We start from the raw sequence: 19,655 nt of genomic DNA on the forward strand, positions 1-19,655 counted from the left end.
TGAACGGGGTACCATACGTCTGATTTCCTTCCCCTAGGTGGCTTGAAAGCGGAGCTTCCCAAGGCCTGCTAAGGGTCGTGAGCGGACTCGGCGACGATGTCCGCTTCCTCGCATCAATGCCTCAGAGCGGACCAACTGAAATCCACCCAATCCAGTCAGCTGAGCTGACAGGCGGGTCTCGACCCAACCCAGTCGCCTAGGTCGCCATGCACGTTTCCCATAAGCGGCCGTTCGTTGAGCGTCCGGCAACTTCGGCTCGGGGTGGGAATCGGACGTTGGCCAGCTGCCAGAAAGCTGCCGTTTGACCATCGGATTAGGCCGGCGCCGCGATCCGCTTTCCCATGAAGCAGAGGCGGCCGGGCTTTGCAAAGGCGTGCTGTCGCCCGCTACCCTTGCGTAGCTACCCGTATCCGCGTCACGCCAGCGCGGATGGACCGCCCGGGTCCTGGGCGCGGAGCCCAAACCCTTCGCTCATCCCTGCTCCAGTAGGTTCGTGAAGTTCGCGACGATCCCGGGCGTCCGGCTGCCCTTGCGGGACGAGGCCATCAACCGGACATGGTAGCGAGCACCGTCTGCGCCCCCGACCGTCCGCTCGGAGGGCCGGCTTGTCGCCAGCACTGTCGGGATCTCGTCCGAGAGCCACGTCAGGGGGATCGGCGCCGAGAAATTGAGCAGGGATCGGCCGATGTCGCTTGGCTGAAGGCCGAAGATCTGCGCCGCGGCGCTGGTGAACATGCGGATGTGGAGATCCGGCGTCAGGAGCACGCTGGCGATGTCCATGCCCTCGAACAGCGTGGCTTGGTCGTTGCTCAATTGATCGACGGCCTCGATCTTGGACGTCAGCTCGGCATTCACCGTCTGAAGCTCCTCGTTCAGAGACTGCGTCTCCTCCTTCGAAGCCTCAAGCTCCTCGTTGGCGGCCTGCATTTCCTCGTTGACCGATGACAGCTCCTCGTTCGAGGATTTGAGCTCCTCCAGTGAGGTCTCGTATTCCTCGATCACGGCCTGGAGCCGTTCGCGCGTCACGCTCAATTCGCGTTCCAGGCCCTGAAGCGCCGTGTCCCGATCGTTCGCCACCAAGGCCCTCTGCCGCTCCTTTTCAACGGGCGCAGCGGCTTCGTTGAACACGACCAGGAACAGCGGCTCGGTCGCGCCGGGCGTGTCCAGCGGCTTGACCACCAGGGAGATCGACTGGAAACGGCCGTCTGGCAGCGCGACGCCGATGCCGTCGCGCACCACCCGAGTGTTGCCCTCGATCGCCTCGCGTAGTGCCGTCCTGAGATCCAGCCGCAGGCCCTTGCGTGCCATCGCGGCCAGTTCCCGGGTCGGCTGACCCGGCACGACCTCCAGGTGATCGCCGATCCGCGGCGAGTAGTGCACGGCCTCGCCCGTCCGCGACACGACGGCGTGGGGCGGCGTGAACTCGGACAGCATCAACGTCTCGACTGTGTGCCGCAGGGCCGCATGCGTCGTGACGTTGCGCCGGTGCAGCTGGCCGGCACTCGCGAAGATCGGCGTGTCCGGCCCGGACATCGACGGCAACCGGGCCGGCGGGATCGTATCACGGGCTTGGAAGATGCGGTGCCGCTTATTGGTCGTCTCGAACAGGTCCTCGAATCGCGTCACGTTCTCGGACATCCCGATGAACAGGTAGCCGCGCGGGCGTAGAGCGTAGTGCAGCACCGGCAGCAGCTGCTGCTGGGCCTCTACGCCGAGGTAGATCATCAGGTTGCGGCAGGAGACGAGATCAAGGCGTGAGAACGGTGGGTCGCGCAGCACGCTGTGCGGAGCGAAGGTGCAGAGGTCGCGCACGGCCTTCTCGACCACTGCGCTGTCGCCCTCGACGACGAAGTGCTGCGCGATCCGCTCGGGCGAGACGGCGGACAGGTAGGCCGTCGGGTATCGGCCGGTCCGGGCGACCGTGAGCGCGCGCTCGTCAATGTCGGTAGCGAAGATCTGTACGCGCGGCGGATCCGCCAGGGTCAGCATGTGCTCGCGCAGGAGGATGGCTAGGGAGTAGACCTCCTCGCCGGTCGAGCACGCCGGCACCCAGATCCGCACAACATCGGTCGCCGCGCGCTCGTCGAACAGCTTCGGGATGACGTGGGTGGCCAAAGCCTCGAAGGCGGCGGCGTCGCGGAAGAAGTTCGTCACACCGATCAGCAGATCCCGAAACAGCATTCCAACCTCGGCCGGATTGGAACGCAGCAGCTTGAGGTAGCCGTGCGGCCCGGCCGCACCCACGACGCTGATGCGCCGCTGCAGGCGACGTACAAAGGTGCTGGGCTTATAACCCGAGAAGTCATGGCCGACCTGCGAGCGGAGGATGGCGAAGATCTCGTTTAGTAGCTCAGCGTCAGGCTCCCGCGCGACCGACTCGGCCTGCGCATCACGCGCTGCGGCGACATGCGCGGCGATCAGGTCGCCCATCCGTTCGGCCGTCTCGCCTAAGTCGACGAAGCCGGTCCGCAGCGCGCTGATAGGCATGTCGGCGGTGTCCGGGCCGTCGCCATCCGCGGTCTGGGCCAGGGTCAGGCCGCCGTGCTCCTTGATCACCTTGACGCCAATGGCGCCGTCGCCGTCGCCGCCGGACAGGATTACCCCGACCGCGCGCTCCCTCTGGTCGAGAGCCAAGGCAGTCAGGAAGATGTCGATCGGCTTGGTCTCGCGGACCTTCGGCTCAAGCGGCGTCAACGTCAGCCGGCCGCCCGCGATTCCCATGACGAAACCGGGCGGCATGACGTAGACGTGGCCTGGTCGGACCGACACACCGTCGGCGGCAGCCTCGACCTCAAGCGGGGTGAACCGGGCCAAGACGTCCGGGAGCAGGCTCTTGTGCTCCCGGCCGAGATGCGTGACGACGACGAAGGCGGCCCCGATCGTCGCCGGCACCCCGCGGAAGAAGCCTTGCATCGCTTCGATGCCGCCCGCGGACGCGCCGATGCCGACGATCAAGAAGTGGTCCTGGTCCATCACTGCGTTCTGAGCCTTCGGATCGATGCCGCGCCGTTCGTTGCGTCTCAGCATCATGCGTTCTTGCCCGATGTCGAGGACGGACCTACGGATTAGCCTTCGTTCGCGGCCTCCTGCACGACGTAGGCAAAGCAGCGGGCCCGGGCCTCGGGGCTCTTCAGCCGAACGAACAGACGCAGCAACACCACTGCGTCAGCGGTATGATCTAGACTCGCCATGGCGGTTTCGTTGTCCGGTATCTCAGCTGGGTCGGCCGTCAGGAAGGTCGCGACCGGAACACCCAGCGTCTGGGCGATGCGGCCTAGCATATCGGGGCCGTCGTCCTGCGGATCGTCACCGTTCGCCATGGCTTTTCGCCGATCTCTGTGACCCGTCGGTCAATGCACTGCGATCCCGGCCATCCGCGGTCCGATCACGTCGGCAATGCGACGACCGACATGATGTAGCACGTGACCGAGGAGCAGACGGGTCTGGGTGTCAGACTCGTTTTCGGCGGCCTCGTAGGCCTCGATGAGAGACATCACCAATTGGTTCGACGGGCCGAGGTTGTCATCTTTGCTGCATGCTAGCGGCCCTGCGGCGGACTGCTCACGTGAGCGCCGCACGAGATCGCGCGAGACCTGAAGCGTTTGCCGCGCCTCTTCGGCCGCAGCACGCAACTCACGGGCAACCTCAAGGCACCGATCTGCTTGTAGGCGGCCCATCAGGAGCGCTCCGGTTTATGTCCCATGTTCGCACATGGACTAATAATGTGAGACGGTTCAGAGCGTGCACTAAATTTCTAGAGGCGGAAATCCTGAGATCGAAATCGATTGTGTTGGGAGTATCGAACGTCAGCATCCAGCGCAGGTCGACTTTTTGCAGTTTTCGCATAAAGCGAGCAGACGTAAGTATGCTCTAAGCACTGAGGTCTTCACCTCAGAAATTGCCGAGAAGCGGACCTTAACCTACCTCCCGGGAGCAGCTATTCTGCTTTCAATCGGTAAGGCCTCTTCTTGCCCTTGCCGCTAGCAGCGGGTCCCCTTCGCCATGTCGAGGAGACGCTGAGTCTCTGCCAATGTCACATTCAGCTTCGCTTGCGCATCGCGAAGCTCCACAATCAGCCCAGCTGTGCGCCTCATCTCCGCCCGTCCTTTCCGGAAGCGTAGCTTAGAGAATTGTTTTGGACGCTTTCGCCCGTGATCCAGAACCTCCTCGAAAGGAACCACCATCAGAATGGTACCATGCGCGTCGGTGATCTCGAAGCCATACCGGATCGGGTTCTCCGCGGTGGAGGCCAGATCAGAGCTCATTCCCGGCACGGCCTTAAAGGCCTCAAGATAAGCTGCCTCAACGCTAACGAGCTCCAGGCCTATATCGTCGCAGTCAAGGCCGTCTGGGCCACGGAGGTGAAAGTAAAACTGAGTCATATACGGTGCCCGGTGAAAGTTTCTCCATCTTGCCAGCCTGCTCGGGTCTTTTCGGATCGTCAAGGCCGAGGCCGTACCCAGGAAATCCACCGGATCCAGCCGACTAGTTCCTTCCTATCAAGTGTCCGGAAGCAGACATTCCGACCTTCCGCAAAGGGTCGTGAGTGGGCTTGGCGACGATGTCCGCTTCCTCGCATCGCTGCCCCAAAGCGGACCAGCTGAAGTCCACCCGACCCGGTCGTTGGCCTCGATCTCAACAGCCTGGAAGCGGACCTTCCGAGGGTCAGCAAGGGGTCGGAAGCGGACCCAGGGCATCGGCTCCATCCGTCAGATTTTGATTGCTAGCCACCGTCTCCTTGGCGTTCCGTCGCCCTCATTTCGCTCCTTGGCTCGCTTCCCACACGGTCTTATGCGAGCTTGACGCTATGTCGGGTCCTGAGAGCGGTTCAGTCTTTGATGCCGGTTACGAAGCGCCAGCTTGCAGCCTCACTCTTGAGCACCTCCTATATTGAGGCTCGGGATATGATGGCAGGCTTCGTTTTGGACGAAGCGACCAAGTTCCTCGATGCACCTTTTGCGATTACCAGCGCGGCTGTCTTGCGGCAGGTTTGGAGTACGCGCGGTATCGAGTTTCGAGCTATGGACATCCAGTTCACAGGGCTGCCCGAATCTCTCCGCGTCCTGCAAGCGATCCCTTCAGAGACGTCGCTCGTACAGGAAATCCTGCGCTCGGGACCTCATACCCTGTACGTATTTCACCATGGGGACGGGTGTCAGATCGTTGGCGCTGTCCTGCATGGCAAGGCGAATGTCGAGCTTCCTAACCCGCTGGTTCCTAAGCGTGGACGTGGAGGTGGCCTGCCCCCATGCGGTGGCCCAAGTTCGAAGTTAGTGCATCGTCGGTCGCGTGACGATGGCGGGGTGAGCGAGCGGCGCTGAGCTACTCGGTTCCGTTGGCCAGATAACGACCTCCGGTGCAGGTGGCTGGTAGCCCAGCGACGAGTGCGGTCGGATAGTATTGTAGTCTTTCCGCCACTGCTCGATGACGACACTGGCTTCCTTGAGGGTGTAGAACACCTCGCCGTTGAGGAGTTCGTCGCGGAGCTTCGCGTTGAAGCTCTCGCAGTACCCGTTCTCCCATGGACTGCCCGGCTCGATGTAGGCGGTCATTGATCCAACCGCCGCGATCCAGTCCTGAACAGCCTTGGCGATGAACTCCGGCCCGTTGTCCGAGCGGATGTGACCGGGCACCCCGCGAAGACTGAACAGGTCCGAGAGCACGTCGATCACGTCCAGCGCCTTGAGCTTACGAGCGACCCGGATTGCCAAGCACTCGCGGGTGAACTCGTCGATCACATTTAGCATTCGGTACTTGCGCCCGTTGTGCGTGCGGTGCTCGACGAAGTCGTAGGACCAGACGTGGTCGGGATGCTTCGGCCGTAGTCGCAGACAGGAACCGTCGTTGAGCCAGAGACGCGCTCGCTTCGGTTGCCGAGCCGGGACCTTGAGCCCCTCTCGTCGCCAGATCCGTTCGACCCGCTTCACATTTACCGTCCAGCCGTCACGCCGGAGCAAAGCCGTGATCCGACGGTAGCCGTAGCGCCCATACTGCAGAGCCAGGGCGATGATGGCGGCTGTCAGAGTGGCCTCGTCCTCGACCATCACAGCACACTTGCGCTGGGTCGAACGATGCTGTCCCAGGACACGGCAGGCAAAGCGTTGCGACACGCCATGCTTAGCAACGACGTAGTCGACACAAGCCCGGCGGCGAGCCGGGCTCAGAAGTTTCCCGATGCGGCCTCCTTGAGGATGAGCTTCTCCAAGGTCAGGTCAGAGATCGCCCGACGAAGCCGTTGGTTCTCTGTCTCCAGGGACTTCAGCCGCTTGACCTGGTCACCCTTCAGGCCGCCGTACTCAGAGCGCCAACGGTAATACGTGACCTCGGTTACCTCGATGGACCGGATTGCTTCGGCAACCTTGCGACCCTGCGAGACCAGAACATCCACTTGGCGCAGCTTGGCAACAATCTCTTCAGCCGTATGCTTCTTCCGTCCCATGATGACATCCTCCACATGGCTCAAAGCCATACCTCAGGGAGGACCACTTTTCAGGGGGCAGGCCAGGGTCTTGTTCCTGCGCACCTCATGGCCGGCGAGGCCCTTCTGGGCGTGCCGGAACCGGGTGCACCACTCGACCTTCCAGGCGATGGTGCGCAGTTGCTCGTCCGTCAGGTCGGACAGGTCAGAGAGGTCGGTCCCCTCCGCGCGCTTACGGAGAAGCTGGTAGGCCAGGGAGTAGTAGCCCTCCTCGATGCGAATGAGCTTGCTGGCGTTGAGGTGCGTGAACTCCTCGTCGCTGAGAGGCTTGATGATCGTGTCCAGCACGGCATCGTTGAGGACTTGTCGCAGTAGATTGACGCGCCCCTTCCGGCCTGCAGGCTGGAAATGCATCCCGTCGATGGTTACCCGGTCGTGACGTCCGAGCTTGTATGGTTGAATGGACATGAATGAGCTCCATCGCCACTTCGGCGGGAAGGCGTCGACTGACGTGACCTTCCCGCCTAGAGTTGGCGTTCCGATTAAGAGGGATGGTTATTGTTCTGGGGTGGTGCCGGTCGTTGCCCGGTTCTCCAGCGGCAGGTCGAGGGTGATCCTCTTGCCGCGCGGGTTCATCAGGGTGCCGGATTGGAGGAGGGCCACCGCGGCCCTGACCCCTCGTTGTCCGAGGCCGGTCGCGACGGCGACCTGTCGGAGGCTCGTCGCGGGACCAAGGCGGGTAAGAGCCTTGCGGACCGCATCCATGGCGGCGTGGTCGTGATCGCGACCGCACCGGAGGATGAGGCGTCCGTTCAGCACGGCGACGGGGTCCAGCGTCTCGTAGGTGACGGCGCGGTAATCATGGGCGAACTCGACCCCGTGCTGGGCACAGATCGCCTGGATGATCTCGACCGTCTCGTCCGAGTGCAGGGCCTTGGTCGATTGCCTGACCGCGAAGGCCGCCCGGGCGCCCCCCACCCAATCGACGAGGATGTCGAAGGTGTAGATGCGGGCGACCCCGTTGAGGCGATACCGGACCGACCGCTGCTCGCGGATGCGGAGGACCCCCGGGAGCGAGGTCAGCACCGTCATGACCGCCCTCTCGACCTCGCTCTCGTAGGAGTAGACCGTACCCCGGAAAGGATCGACGATGGTGCCGACGGAGGGGCCGCGCCACTTGGGGGTGGGGGTGCGGTCCGGGTCCGTGTCCGAACAGTCGTAGCCGACGAGCCCGGTGGCCGCTTGCACGGCTTGCCCGGTCTCTCCCTTTGGCAAGGGTCAGCCTGTCACCCTTTGGGGGCGACGACCGCTCCGGTCAGGCGCTCGGCACGACGGTCCGCGAGGCGGGACGCGATGAGGCTGCTCTTGGACGGCATGGGGACCTCCCTGGTGATCGGACATGGGACACCGCGCCCCGTGCAGGGGCGGGCCTTCGGATGATTGCGAAGGTTGGGACACCCGCAGGGGGGCCCAGGGTCGGTTCCGGCGTGGAGGTATCGCTTTGGAAGCGCCGCCGGGTCGGAGGGGATGTACGTCGAGGCCCTAAGAGGGTCGCCTGCCCCGGTCGACGCCAGGTGGCGGGTCCGGGAAGGTTGGGGTCGGATTTTGGGAAGGACGAGAGGGCGCGTCTGGCGCCGGTACTCAGCGTGCGGTCGTGGCTATCGGTAATATCGACGGCGACGGGGTGCTGAGGGCGAGAGGGGCGTTTGCGAACTCGGTGTACATCGCGGCCTCCTCTGCTGGTGGCCGCCGTAGCGGCCGTCGCGCATAACTCTGCGCAGGATCCTTTTTACCCGTGATCTCCTAACCAGGGCTTACCGGCCATGGTGAAAAGCGGGCCTATCTCGAACTTTGCGACGGGGCCTCATCGATTTTCCGATGACGCCCCGTCGCGAGTCTGCTGCCCCTGCTTCGGAAAGGCGACGACCGTCCCGGAGCGGTCCGACCGCCGCATGGCCTGGCGTCGAAAGGCCTGATCCTCGGCCTTGCGCATGGCGGCGGACCCCATCGAGATCATGAGCTCGCCGGCAAGGTCGTCGAACTCGTCTTCGTCCAGGGTGCTGCGCATCCGAAGGACCCGCTTGAAGATCTCGGCCGTGAGATCATCGAGGTCGAGCTCATGCATCGTGACCTCCCAGGGTGGCGAGGATGTCATGACGCGACCCTGCACGGCCGATCAGGCGGCGGATCTCGTCGCCCGGCATGATGCGGGCTTCCACGAGGCGTCGGGCGAGGATCTCGATGGTATCCCGGTGGGTCTCCACGAAGGCGACGGCGACCTTGTAGAGGCGGGTCAGGTCAGACTCGACGCGCTTTCGCATTTCCGGGTCATGGCGGAGTACCTCACGCGCCTCGGTTTCCGAGGCACGGTGGATGAGCGATCCGCCCAGGCCGAGCGAGCAATGGACCGTCGCCAGCATCGCGGTGGCCATGTCGAGGTCGCTGGCATAGGCGCCGCCGCTCCCCGAATTGACCTCGGTGAAGACTTCATCCCCGGCGCGACCGGCCAAAATCGACACGACGTAGGCATCGGTCGCCGCCCGAGACAGGGTCGTGGTCTGACCGATCTTGGTCTTGGTCAGACCACCCTGGCCGGCAATCGCGACGTTGGATAGGGAGACGACTTCACCAACCCCGAGGAGTTGTACTGCGACGGCGTGTGCAGCCTCATGGTACGAACATGCCAGGATCTCGGCCTGGGATCGGGGATCGGGCGGCACGATCTGTCGGATGAGGTCGTCGACCTTCATGGGCCGACCGGCATCCCGAGCGCGACGCTCGGCGCCCGCCACCCAGGCGGTGGCCTGGGCACCCGTGGCCCCGACGCCCAGGGTTGCCGGCACGGTCAGGTCGACGCCGTCGAGCACCTTGGGTCCCAGGTGCTGGCGCAGGATGCCGGCTAGGCCTGCCGCATCAGGGGGCTCAATGGTGATGACCCGGCCGAGGCGACCTGGCCTCAGCAGGGCGGGGTCGATCAATTCCGGGTAGTTGGTGGCGCCGATGAGAATGATCTTGCCGCGACTTCCTGAAATCGCAGCCTCGAACGTCGTGAGACAGTGATTGATCAAGGGCATCCAGTAGTCACGGTTGCGGTTACCTAGGCCGGATCTACTTGGAATTGCATCGCATTCGTCTACGAACAAGACCACCGGTGACATCTGAGAAGCATTCAGGAAGATGCGGTCGATCTCCTTGATGATCTCGTTGAGGTAGCCATTCGTCGATGAGAACCAGGCGGCGACCGATGTGTTGATGATCGGGATAGACAGGGTCTTGGCGATACTCCTCACCAGCGTAGTCTTGCCCGTGCCGGGATTTCCGGCCAGCAGGCACGAGACCTCCAGGGAGCTCCACTCCCGGCGACCCGCCTTCCACTCCGAAAATTCTTCGGCGAGCGTGCGGGCGTACTCACCGGCACGGCCATAGCCATGGACGTCCTTGAGCAGCGGGACGTCGGCCAGGGTCGGATCGATGGTTGCGTTGGCCTGGGAGGCTGCGATCAGTCGGCGGACGCACGCCGAGGGCAGCGTGCCCTTGCGCAGGGATGCGGCGAGGACGTCGAAGGAGAGGCCACGGGCGATGTCCGGTGGCATGCGGCCGGCCTTGCGCCCCGTGAGGCTCAGGATGGCCTTCCGGATGACCGCATTGGATGGGGTATCGATCCTGATGCGGATGTCCGCGGCGGTGACTAGCGCGGACGGCAGGAACTGCTCGGGGTTTTGGGAGATGCCAAGAACGCGTCCTCCCGCACCGAGGAAGTCCCCGATCTCGTGATTTCCGTTGTCGGGTCGGTCGGTGGTGCGTGCAGAACCGGTTCTGCACACCGTATGATTGAACCGGACCAGGGTTTGGGCGGCCATTCTCATGGCCGGGACCCAGTCGGCGGAGGGCACCTGGATCACGACTCCGGCCCCGCCGAAGCGGAGCATTCGGAGGCGATCCTTGGGCGTCAGGGCTTCGTTCAGGGCGTGCAGGGCGATGTTGTAGCGCGAACTCCTGATCTCGGGTTCGATCCGGTCGAGGGGAGTCCGGTCGTCGGGGATGTCACCGAGGAAGTCGTCGAGGGTGTCGCCGCTCGCCACGCGCTTGGTGGCGGACTTGGCCTTCCGGCCGGTCTTGGCGGTGCTCTTGGCGGTGGTCTTGTTCGATGTCGTCATGGCTGTGTTTCGGCGTGCAACTTTGACCCCGTGAGGCGGGGGATCGGCGTCCAATTCTGACCCCCTAACCTCGTTCTCGCAGACTGCCCTCCGGTACGGCTGGAAGGGTGGTGTAGGGGGATGAAGGGCGTGGACACGATTGCGCGCATCCGGCGCGAGTTCTTCACCCGCGGCCGCGCGATCAAGGACATCGCCCGCGACCTGCACGTCTCCCGCAACACGGTCCGGAAGGTCATCCGATCGGGGGCCACCGCCTTCGCCTACGAGCGTGAGGTGCAGCCGCTGCCCAAGCTCGGGCCGTGGCGCGACGATCTCGATCGGATGCTGACCATCAACGCCGGCAGGTCCGTCCGCGAGCGGCTGACGCTGATCCGGATCTACGAGGCGCTGCGCGGGCTCGGCTACGAGGGCGGCTACGATGCCGTTCGGCGCTATGCCAAAACCTGGAAGCGCGAGCGCGCCTCGGTCACGGCGCAAGCCTTCGTGCCGCTGTCGTTCGCCCCGGGCGAGGCCTACCAGTTCGACTGGAGCCACGAGATCGTGCTGATCGGCGGCACGACCGTCACGGTCAAGGTCGCCCACGTCCGGCTTTGCCACTCGCGCATGCTGTTCGTGCGGGCCTATCCGCGCGAGAGCCAGGAGATGGTGTTCGACGCCCACGACCGGGCGTTCGCGTTCTTCCAAGGTACCTGCCAGCGCGGCATCTACGACAACATGAAGACCGCGGTGGAGACGATCTTCGTCGGGCGCGAGCGCGCCTACAACCGCCGTTTCCTGCAGATGTGCTCGCACTACCTCGTCGATCCGGTCGCCTGCACGCCGGCCTCGGGCTGGGAGAAGGGGCAGGTCGAGAACCAGGTCGGGCTGGTGCGCGAGCGCTTCTTCACCCCGCGCGTCCGGGTGAAGAGCTACGAGGAGTTGAACGCCCTCCTGCTCGATCAGGTGATCGCCTACGCCAAGGCGCATCCTCATCCCGAGGAGCGCGAACGCACCGTCTGGGAGCGGTTCGAGGCCGAGCGGGCAGCCCTCGTTCCCTATGCCGGCCGCTTCGACGGATTCCACGCTGTCACCGCCTCGGTGTCCACGACCTGCCTCGTGCGCTTCGACAACAACCGCTACTCGGTCATGGCCTCCGCCATCGGTCGGCCGGTCGAGGTGCGGGCCTACGCCGAGCGCGTCGATATCCGGCAGGACGGGCGCGTCGTCGCCGAGCACGAGCGCGCCTTCGGCCGGGATCAGACCGTGTTCGATCCCTGGCACTATGTCCCCGTGCTCACCCGCAAACCCGGCGCGCTCCGGAACGGCGCACCGTTCAAGGACTGGGTGCTGCCCGCTGCCCTCGACCAGGTCCGACGCAAGCTCGCCGGCAGTGCCGGAGGTGACCGGCAGATGGTGGAGATCCTCACCGCCGTGCTCGGCGACGGGTTGCCGGCGGTCGAGGCGGCGTGTGCCGAGGCCCTACGCGAGGGCGTCCACTCGGCCGACGTCGTCCTCAACATCCTCGCCCGGCAGCGCGAGCCGACCCCGCCCGTCACCATCCTGACCCCCGAGAGCCTGCGGCTGCGCCACGAGCCGGTCGCGGATTGCGCCCGCTACGACAGCCTGAGGAGCCCCCCATGATGGAACGCCAGAACATCCTCGCCACCATGGGCGAGCTGAAGCTCTTCGGGATGAAGGCCGCCTACGATGAGATCATCAAGGTCGCGCTCAAGCGCACCCACGAGCCGCAGCAGATCGTCGGCGACTTGCTCCAGGCCGAGATCTCCGAGAAGCAGGCACGCTCGATCCGCTACCAGATGACGATCGCGGGTCCCATGCGATCCTGATCGCATGGGTGCCCTTCCAAGCTGCCCCTGGCCAAGGACATCGCCGAGTTCGCCTTCGACGGCACCCCGATCAACGAGGGTTTGGTACGCGCGCTCTCCGGCGGCGAGTTCCTGGCTCACCAGCGCAACGTCGTACTCGTCGGCGGGACCGGGACCGGCAAGACCCACCTCGCCATCGCCATCGCGCGAGCCTGCATCCGAGACGGGGCGCGGGGCCGGTTCTACAACGTCGTCGACCTCGTCAACCGGCTCGAAGCCGAGGCACGTGCCGGCCGCCAGGGCCGCATCGCCGACCATCTCGCCCGGCTCGACCTCGTGGTGCTCGACGAGCTCGGGTACCTGCCGTTCGCGCAGTCGGGCGGCCAACTCCTGTTCCACCTGATCAGCAAGCTCTACGAGACCACCTCCATCGTGGTCACCACCAATCTCGCCTTCGGGGAATGGCCGAGCGTGTTCGCCGGCGACGCCAAGATGACCACGGCGCTGCTCGACCGGCTCACCCACCATTGCGAGATCGTCGAGACCGGCAACGAGAGCTGGCGCTTCAAGAACCGCGCCTGAGGCCGGCACACACGTCGCGCCTGCTGGACCCCTGATCAGCCCGGCTGCGCCACCCCGACCCGCTTCGCCGGGCTGATCAGGGGCGTCCCGCCATACCCATTCAGGGGGTCAAAGTTCGACGCCGATCCAGGGTCAATGTTCAAAGCTGTTTGACATCGGTGAGCGAGCCCGAGCGTTTCCGCTCCGGTCGGCAGTTCGCGGCTTCGTTGGGCCTGACACCGCTGCAGAACTGCAGCGGCGGCAAGGAGCGCCTGGGCCGGATCTCGCGCATGGGCGACCGTTATCTGCGACGCCTGCTCGTGGTCGGCATGACCTCTCTGATCCGACGTGCGAAGGCGACGCCGACGTCGGTCGACCCACGGCTGCCGGCGCTGCTGCAACGCAAGCCAGTGCGTGTCGTGACCGTGGCAGCGGCCAATCGCACGGCGCGGGTCGCCTGGGCGATCATGACCCGCGGCGGCACCTACCGCGCACCCGCGGCCACGGCCGCCTGACCGCAGGAAGCGGAGCACTTTTCCAGGTTGCGAGGACGATGAGAGTTGATGGCGAACCGGTCAGACCGGGAGCCGGGACACCCCGCCGAATGTCCAGGGCATCATAGCCCGCGAAGCAGAGTGGGACCCAGTTCGCGGATACCATCAGGGCCAGCGGTCAACATAAACGACTGCATCAACAGGCCGGACACAAGACTGCACCCGACCAACGCGTCAGAACCTCAATGCGTCACTTGCAATGCGGGAGCCATCCACACAAGACGTTCCAAGCGTCCGTGAACGGTCAATACCAACCTGGACAATATGCCGGATACCCGGTGGTATTTCTGACATTAGGTGAAGGCTTGACTCGTCCCGATCCGTTCACAGAGGGGATGGTCGGATCTCGGCCCAACCGGGCCGCCCGTAGGGCCAAGCACGCCCTCATAAGCAGCCGTTCGTTGGCCGTCCGGCAACCTCTGCTCAGCATCACTTCCGAAATGCTCGCTTGTGACGAGTGATGCTAATTGGCGAGAGGAAAAGGTGGAAGGCTACACCTACGAGGAGGCCGCCGAGCGGCTTCGGCGAAAGCTCGGCTTGATGTAGAGCTGTTTCAGCGGCGCCTTGTTGCCAGCGGCCTGCCAATCGCGCAGGTGGCGCCGGCAAATTATTCCGTGGTCACAGCCCAACTCGGGCTCTCCAGGCGCCCTGATTTCAATCGGTATCGGAGTGATGTGAAACGGGGCGTGCATTCGAAGCTTATGCGACGTCAGCGTCAGCCGAGATATGCGACTACAAGAGCAGCCAGCGGTGTCCTGATCGTGACTGCCCGTCATCACACTGCGCATGGCTCTCGGACGTTGAGCAGCCGTCATATTAACCAATTGCCTCTATTTTGCGCTTTCAGGCAGCGGGCACCATTCCGGGTCCGGTGATGCATGGGTCGGCTTTGGCGATCCAAGAGGCAGTTTATCGACGATGACCATCAAACAGCGGCTCATGTCAGTTTTGGCCGTGCTGGGCCTCATCCTCCTCGGCACGGCGGCGTTGGGGAATTTCGCGCTCTACTGGAGCCACTCAAGCCTCAAGACAGTCTATGAGGACCGGGTCGTCTGCCTCCGTCAATTCAGCATCATCCGGGATGCCTACGATGACATCATCGATGTATCGCGAATGCTGCGCGGCAAGACCGTCGCGTTCACCACGGCAAAGGAGAGGATCGAGCGCGACCTCTCCAATCTGCACGCTCAATGGTCCGCCTACAAGGCGACTTCGCTGACTGCGGAAGAGGAGGTCCTTGCCAAGGACCTGCAGGCCCGGATCGATCAGAACGGCGTCGTCATCTCCGAAATATTCAGGCGTATCGCGCAAGGCGGTGCTCCGGATTTCGATGCGACGCATGCGGACCTGTTGAAGAACATGCAGGCCACCAACGCGCCTCTCAGCAAGCTGACCACGCTGCAGGTCCACGAAGCGGAGGCCGAGTTCAATCGCTCCGAGCACACCGCAGGCTGGTCCCGCCTCGCCCTCCTCGCGGCACTCGTCATCGCGGCGCTCAGCATCGCCTACGGCGTCTATACGGTCATCGTGCAGGTCGCCCGTCCGCTGGGCAGGCTCGTCAGCGTGCTGCAGCGGATGGCTCGCGGTGAGACCGATGCCGAAATTGCGGAGTCGGTCCGCAGCGACGAGATCGGCGCGGTCGGCAAGGCGGTCGACGGCATCAAGGCCATGGTCGCCCGGAAGGCCGCCGAGGAGGCCGAGGTCAAGCGCCGCGCCGACGAGGCCGCCGCGGCCGAACGCAAGCGAACCATGTTCGAGCTCGCTGACGGCTTCGAGCGCGCGGTCGGCGGCATCGTCGGGATGGTCTCGTCCTCGGCCACCGAACTCCAGGCAACCGCTCAGCAGATGACCGCCACCGCTCAGGAGACCGCGAGCCAGTCCACCACCGTCGCCGCCGCCGCGGAGGAGGCCGCCGCCAACGTAAATACGGTCGCGGCCGCAGCCGAGGAGCTCGGCTCCTCCGTGCAGGAGATCGGCCGGCAGGTCTCCGGTTCGACCCGGCTGGCCCAATCGGCCGTCGGCGAAGCCAATCAGACCATGCAGCTGGTCCACGCCCTACAGGCCACCTCGGCTCGGATCGGCAACATGGTGGGCATGATCTCGGGCATCGCCGGGCAGACCAACCTGCTGGCGCTCAATGCCACCATCGAGGCGGCGCGTGCCGGAGAGGCGGGACGGGGCTTTGCCGTGGTCGCCTCCGAGGTCAAGGCGCTGGCCGAGCAGACCGCCAGGGCAACCGAGGAGATCGGACGCCAGATCGATGAGGTCCAAGGTGTGACGGCGCAGGCCGTCACGGCAATCGGCGGCATCACCGGGCGGATCCGTGAGATCGACAGCGTGGCGACCTCCATCGCCGCGGCAGTGGAGCAGCAGGGGGCGGCGACCCAGGAAATCGTGCGCAACGTCGCCCTCGCCTCGACCGGGACCAACGAAGTGACCGGCAACATCGCCGGGGTCGCGCAGGCTTCGGAGGAGACCGGGGCGGCGGCGACCCAGGTGCTGTCGGCGGCCTCCGAACTGTCGAGGCAGTCCGAGCATCTCGGCGCCGAGGTCGGTCGCTTCCTCGCGACGGTCCGCGCGGCCTAACCTTGCTTCGGTGGATCCAGTACGCACGGCAACCATTCGAAGGTCCGCTTCCAGCCCAAATGGGATGAGAAGCGGACCGGCGGAACACCACCCGACCCCGTCGTAGGTCATTGCCCCATCGAACAGCCTGCAAGCGGACGTTCCCGGTTTCTGCAAAAGGCCGGAAGCACACGGTACCAAGCGTCAAGTTTTGCCTATTGGCGAAATGGTTTAGCGAAACATGCCCGGCGTTGACGGCATCCCGGGCTCCCGAGGAGGATCGTCTCCTATGCCCGCTCCTCGATCAGGCTTCGAATACGGCTCGCGAGCGCTTCCAGGGCGAAGGGCTTCACCAAGATCTCCATGCCGGGGGCGAGGTGGCCATGGTTCAGGGAGGCGTTCTCCGCGTAGCCGGTTATGAACAGCACCTTCAGGCCTGGGCGCGAAACCGTGGCGGCGTCTGCCATCTGCCGGCCATTCATGCCGCCGGGCAGGCCCACGTCGGTGACCAGCAAGTCGATGCGGACGTCCGATTGGAGCACCTTGAGGCCCGAGGCTCCGTCCGCCGCCTCGATGGCCGCGTAGCCGAGGTCCTCCAGCACCTCGGTCACGAGCATCCGAACCGTTGGCTCGTCGTCGACCACCAGCACCGTCTCGCCGACCTTGGCCCGCGCTGCCGCCGATAGGTCCGGGACCGTCTCGGATGCCTCGGCCTCGCCGCGGTGACGGGGAAGGTAGACGCAGACCATCGTGCCCTTGCCGAGCTCGGAGTAGATCCGCACCTGCCCGCCGGACTGCTTGGCGAAGCCGTAGATCATGCTGAGGCCGAGACCCGTTCCCTCGCCCATCGGCTTGGTGGTGAAGAACGGGTCGAACGCCTTCGCCACCACGTCCGGCGCCATGCCGGTGCCGTTGTCCGAGACGCAGAGCGCCACGTACTGCCCCGGGTCCAGGTCGCGCTCGCGGGCGGCGGCGTGGTCTAGCCAGCGGTTGCTCGTCTCGACCACGATATTGCCGCCGTCGGGCATGGCATCCCGGGCGTTGATGCAGAGGTTGAGCAGGGCGTTCTCAAGCTGGCTCGGATCGACCAGGGTCGGCCAGAGGCCACCGGCGCCGACGACCTCGACGGACACGGCCGGCCCGACCGTGCGGCGCACGAGTTCCTCCATGCCCTCGACGAGGCGGTTCACATCGGTGGGCTTGGGCGCGAGGGTCTGCCGGCGCGAGAAGGCGAGCAGGCGGTGCGTCAGGGCGGCGGCGCGGCGGGCCGCGCCCTGTGCGGCGCCGATATAGCGTTCCAGGTCGCCCATCCGGCCCTGGAGCATACGGGTCTGCATCAGTTCCAGGGAGCCGACGATTCCTGCCAACATGTTGTTGAAGTCGTGCGCGAGGCCGCCAGTCAATTGCCCCACGGCCTCCATCTTTTGCGATTGCCTCAGGGCTTCCTCGGCACGGGCGAGCGCCTCGGACTGGGCCTTGGCTGCTGTGACGTCGCGCACCGTGGAATAGACCAGGCCTGAGGTGGGGACGGCGTTCCAGGAGAGCCAACGCCAGCTTCCGTCCCGATGCTTGTAGCGGTTCTCGAACGACATCTGGGCGTCGCCGCGTGCCAGCCCCGCGGCGGCCTCCTCGGTTTGGGCGCGGTCGTCGGGATGAACGAAGTCGAGGAACGGGCCGGCCTTCATCTCGGCCTCGGTCCAGCCGAGGGTCGCCGTCCAGGCCGGATTGAGGCTGACGAAGTAACCTTCGAAGTTGGCGACGCAGAGCATGTCCGACGACGCCCGCCAGATCATGTCCCGCTCGGCGGTGCGCGCGGCGACCTGCCGTTCGAGCTCCTCGGCCTGGCGGCGCCGCTCGTCGATGTCGGTGTGGGTGCCGACCCACTGGGTGATCGCACCGGCCGCGTCCCTGACCGGCTGCGCCCGCGCCAGGTACCAGCGGTGGGAGCCGTCGGCACCACGGATGCGGAACTCGACCTCGTAGGGCTCGCCGGTCGCGATGGAGCGGCCCCAGCTCTCTCGCGCCGTCGGCAGGTCGTCGGGGTGGATCAGGTCGACCCAGGTCGAAACTCGGTTCAGGCGGCCAGGCTCGACACCGGTAAAGGCGTAGGCTTGCCCGTTGAACCAGTACAGCGTGCCGTTGGGGTGGGCCGCCCAGACCTGGTTAGGGACGGCCTCGGCGAAGGCGCGGAACTGCGCCTCGCTTGCCTGGAGGTCGGCCTCCATGCGCTTGCGGGCGGTGACGTCCCGGAAGAGCACCGAGACCTGGCGCCGGCTCGCCGGTTCGATCCGCGCGGCCGAGACCTCGATGTGCCGGCCGGCCGCGGGGAACGCCCGCTCGAACCGGATCGAGTCTCCCGTGCGCAGGACGCCTCCGTAGAGGTCGAGCCAGCCCTCGGCCTCGTCGGGCGCCAGGTCGCGCAAGGTGCGTCCGACGATGTTCGAAATGCCGGTCTGGCGCTCGTATCCGTGGTTGGCGACGGTGTGGACGTAGTCGCTCATCGGACCGTGTGGGCCGTCGATGAACTCGATGATGCAGAACCCGTCGTCGACGGCCTCGAACAGGGCGGTGTAGCGCGCCTCCGTCTCGCGGCGGCCGGTGGCGTCGACCATGGTCCCGAGGGCCCGGAAGGCATGGCCATGCTCGTCGAACAGGCAGCGCCCCTTGGCCCCCACCCAGCGAGCGGTCCCGTCCGCCTTGGAGACGACCCGGAACTCGGCCTCGAACGGCGCGCGCCGCTCCGGATCGAGGGTGGCATCGAATGCAGCCAGGGTCGCGTCCCGGTCCTCGGGATGCAGGCCGTCGCGAAGCGTGTCGAGGTCGCATAGCGCGTCCGGGGCGAGGCCGAACAGCCCGCGGGTGCGCTCGGACAACGTGAGGGAAACGGCGACGAGGTCGAGGTCCCAGGTGCCGATCTCGGCCGCCTCGGTGGCCAGCCGCAGGGCCATCTCGCTGAACTGAAGGCGCTCGGCGTCGCTGGCGCGGGCCGCAGAGAGGGCGGCGTTCTCGCCACGCAGGGCCGCGAGTTGCAGCACGTCGGCGCTGACGTCGTACTGGCTGGCGAAGAAGTACGCGACCTCGCCGGCGGCGTCTTTCACCGGCGCCAGGAGCAACTGGTTCCAGAAGGTCGTGCCGTCCTTGCGGTAGTTGAGGAGCGCGATCTCGATGCCGCGTCGGGCTGCGATGGCCTCGCGGACACGGGTGACGTCGCTCCGGTCGGTCTCGGGGCCCTGGAGGAAGCGGCAGTTCCGGCCGATGATCTCCTCTCGGGCGTACCCGGTCAGCCGGCTGAAGGCCCTGTTGACGAAGATGATCGGGTTGTCCGGTTGGCGCGGGTCCGTGATGATCATTGGCATGCGCGTCGCCCGCACCGCCGCGGCGAACGGATCGGTGATGTCCGACCCTCCGGCGATCTCGGAGAGGATGCGGTGGGTATCCCGGAGGACCGTGTCCGACTCGGACTCGGCCGGCATGGGAGAGGCTAGCGTATCTGTCACGCGACGCCGTCTAGCAAATTCGCCATGGGTGCTGAACCACGGTTCGGGGTGGACGAATGCGCACGGGCATCGGATACACAAGTGTGGGATGCGCCGGC

Annotated in this window: 11 protein-coding genes and 3 pseudogenes; 4 read left to right on the forward strand and 10 right to left on the reverse strand. The window is 65.3% G+C overall.

All coding sequences use genetic code 11. The features are described 5' to 3' along the window. Positions 1-471: 471 nt before the first annotated feature. The 9 genes from A3OM_RS0115100 to A3OM_RS24095 form a co-directional block, all read right to left on the reverse strand. Positions 472-3,030, reverse strand: a complete 2,559-nt coding sequence (locus A3OM_RS0115100; protein WP_018044596.1) for a CheR family methyltransferase — start codon at positions 3,028-3,030, stop codon at positions 472-474. Between the two features lie 35 nt (positions 3,031-3,065). Beyond that, positions 3,066-3,320 (reverse strand): hypothetical protein, encoded by a 255-nt coding sequence (locus tag A3OM_RS0115105; protein WP_018044597.1) that lies wholly within the window; start codon positions 3,318-3,320, stop codon positions 3,066-3,068. A gap of 30 nt (positions 3,321-3,350) precedes the next feature. Continuing rightward, positions 3,351-3,677 (reverse strand): hypothetical protein, encoded by a 327-nt coding sequence (locus A3OM_RS25890; protein ID WP_156465747.1) that lies wholly within the window; start codon positions 3,675-3,677, stop codon positions 3,351-3,353. 303 nt (positions 3,678-3,980) lie between these two features. Beyond that, positions 3,981-4,382 (reverse strand): hypothetical protein, encoded by a 402-nt coding sequence (locus tag A3OM_RS0115115; protein ID WP_018044599.1) that lies wholly within the window; start codon positions 4,380-4,382, stop codon positions 3,981-3,983. 888 nt (positions 4,383-5,270) lie between these two features. Then, positions 5,271-6,439, reverse strand: a protein-coding gene (locus A3OM_RS0115125; RefSeq protein WP_085984275.1) for an IS3 family transposase whose coding sequence is annotated in 2 segments (ribosomal slippage) — positions 5,271-6,175 and positions 6,175-6,439 — 1,170 coding nt in all. Because the reading frame shifts where the segments join, the coding sequence is not laid out codon by codon here. Between the two features lie 33 nt (positions 6,440-6,472). Further along, positions 6,473-6,886, reverse strand: coding sequence for a hypothetical protein (locus A3OM_RS0115135; protein ID WP_018044603.1), 414 nt, complete (start codon positions 6,884-6,886; stop codon positions 6,473-6,475). 87 nt (positions 6,887-6,973) lie between these two features. Then, a complete protein-coding gene (locus A3OM_RS0115140) occupies positions 6,974-7,666 on the reverse strand; it encodes a hypothetical protein (protein WP_018044604.1) in 693 nt (230 codons plus the stop codon). 616 nt (positions 7,667-8,282) lie between these two features. Continuing rightward, on the reverse strand, positions 8,283-8,543 hold the full coding sequence (locus A3OM_RS0115150) for a hypothetical protein (protein WP_018044606.1): 261 nt from the start codon (positions 8,541-8,543) through the stop codon (positions 8,283-8,285). Next, positions 8,536-10,782: an AAA family ATPase gene (locus tag A3OM_RS24095; protein WP_157196490.1), complete on the reverse strand. Its 2,247-nt coding sequence runs from the start codon at positions 10,780-10,782 to the stop codon at positions 8,536-8,538. The genes A3OM_RS0115150 and A3OM_RS24095 overlap by 8 nt, the downstream gene beginning before the upstream one ends. Between A3OM_RS24095 and istA the strand changes: the two are divergent. From istA to A3OM_RS0115175, 4 genes and pseudogenes are all read left to right on the forward strand, one after another. After that, a pseudogene (istA, locus tag A3OM_RS0115160) lies at positions 10,696-12,265 on the forward strand (IS21 family transposase). The gene A3OM_RS24095 and the pseudogene istA overlap by 87 nt on opposite strands. Continuing rightward, positions 12,192-12,962 (forward strand): annotated as a pseudogene (gene istB, locus A3OM_RS24100) (IS21-like element helper ATPase IstB). Before istA ends, istB begins: the two co-directional pseudogenes overlap by 74 nt. A 155-nt stretch (positions 12,963-13,117) precedes the next feature. Next, positions 13,118-13,456 (forward strand): annotated as a pseudogene (locus tag A3OM_RS0115170) (transposase); the annotation flags it as partial. Between the two features lie 957 nt (positions 13,457-14,413). Continuing rightward, positions 14,414-16,081 (forward strand): methyl-accepting chemotaxis protein, encoded by a 1,668-nt coding sequence (locus tag A3OM_RS0115175; RefSeq protein WP_026176067.1) that lies wholly within the window; start codon positions 14,414-14,416, stop codon positions 16,079-16,081. A gap of 266 nt (positions 16,082-16,347) precedes the next feature. On the opposite strand, the gene A3OM_RS0115180 is transcribed toward A3OM_RS0115175, so the two are convergent. After that, positions 16,348-19,557, reverse strand: a complete 3,210-nt coding sequence (locus tag A3OM_RS0115180) for a PAS domain S-box protein (RefSeq protein ID WP_157196491.1) — start codon at positions 19,555-19,557, stop codon at positions 16,348-16,350. Between the last annotated feature and the right edge of the window lie 98 nt (positions 19,558-19,655).

The sequence above is a fragment of the Methylobacterium sp. 88A genome, from assembly GCF_000376345.1.
GTDB lineage: Bacteria > Pseudomonadota > Alphaproteobacteria > Rhizobiales > Beijerinckiaceae > Methylobacterium > Methylobacterium bullatum.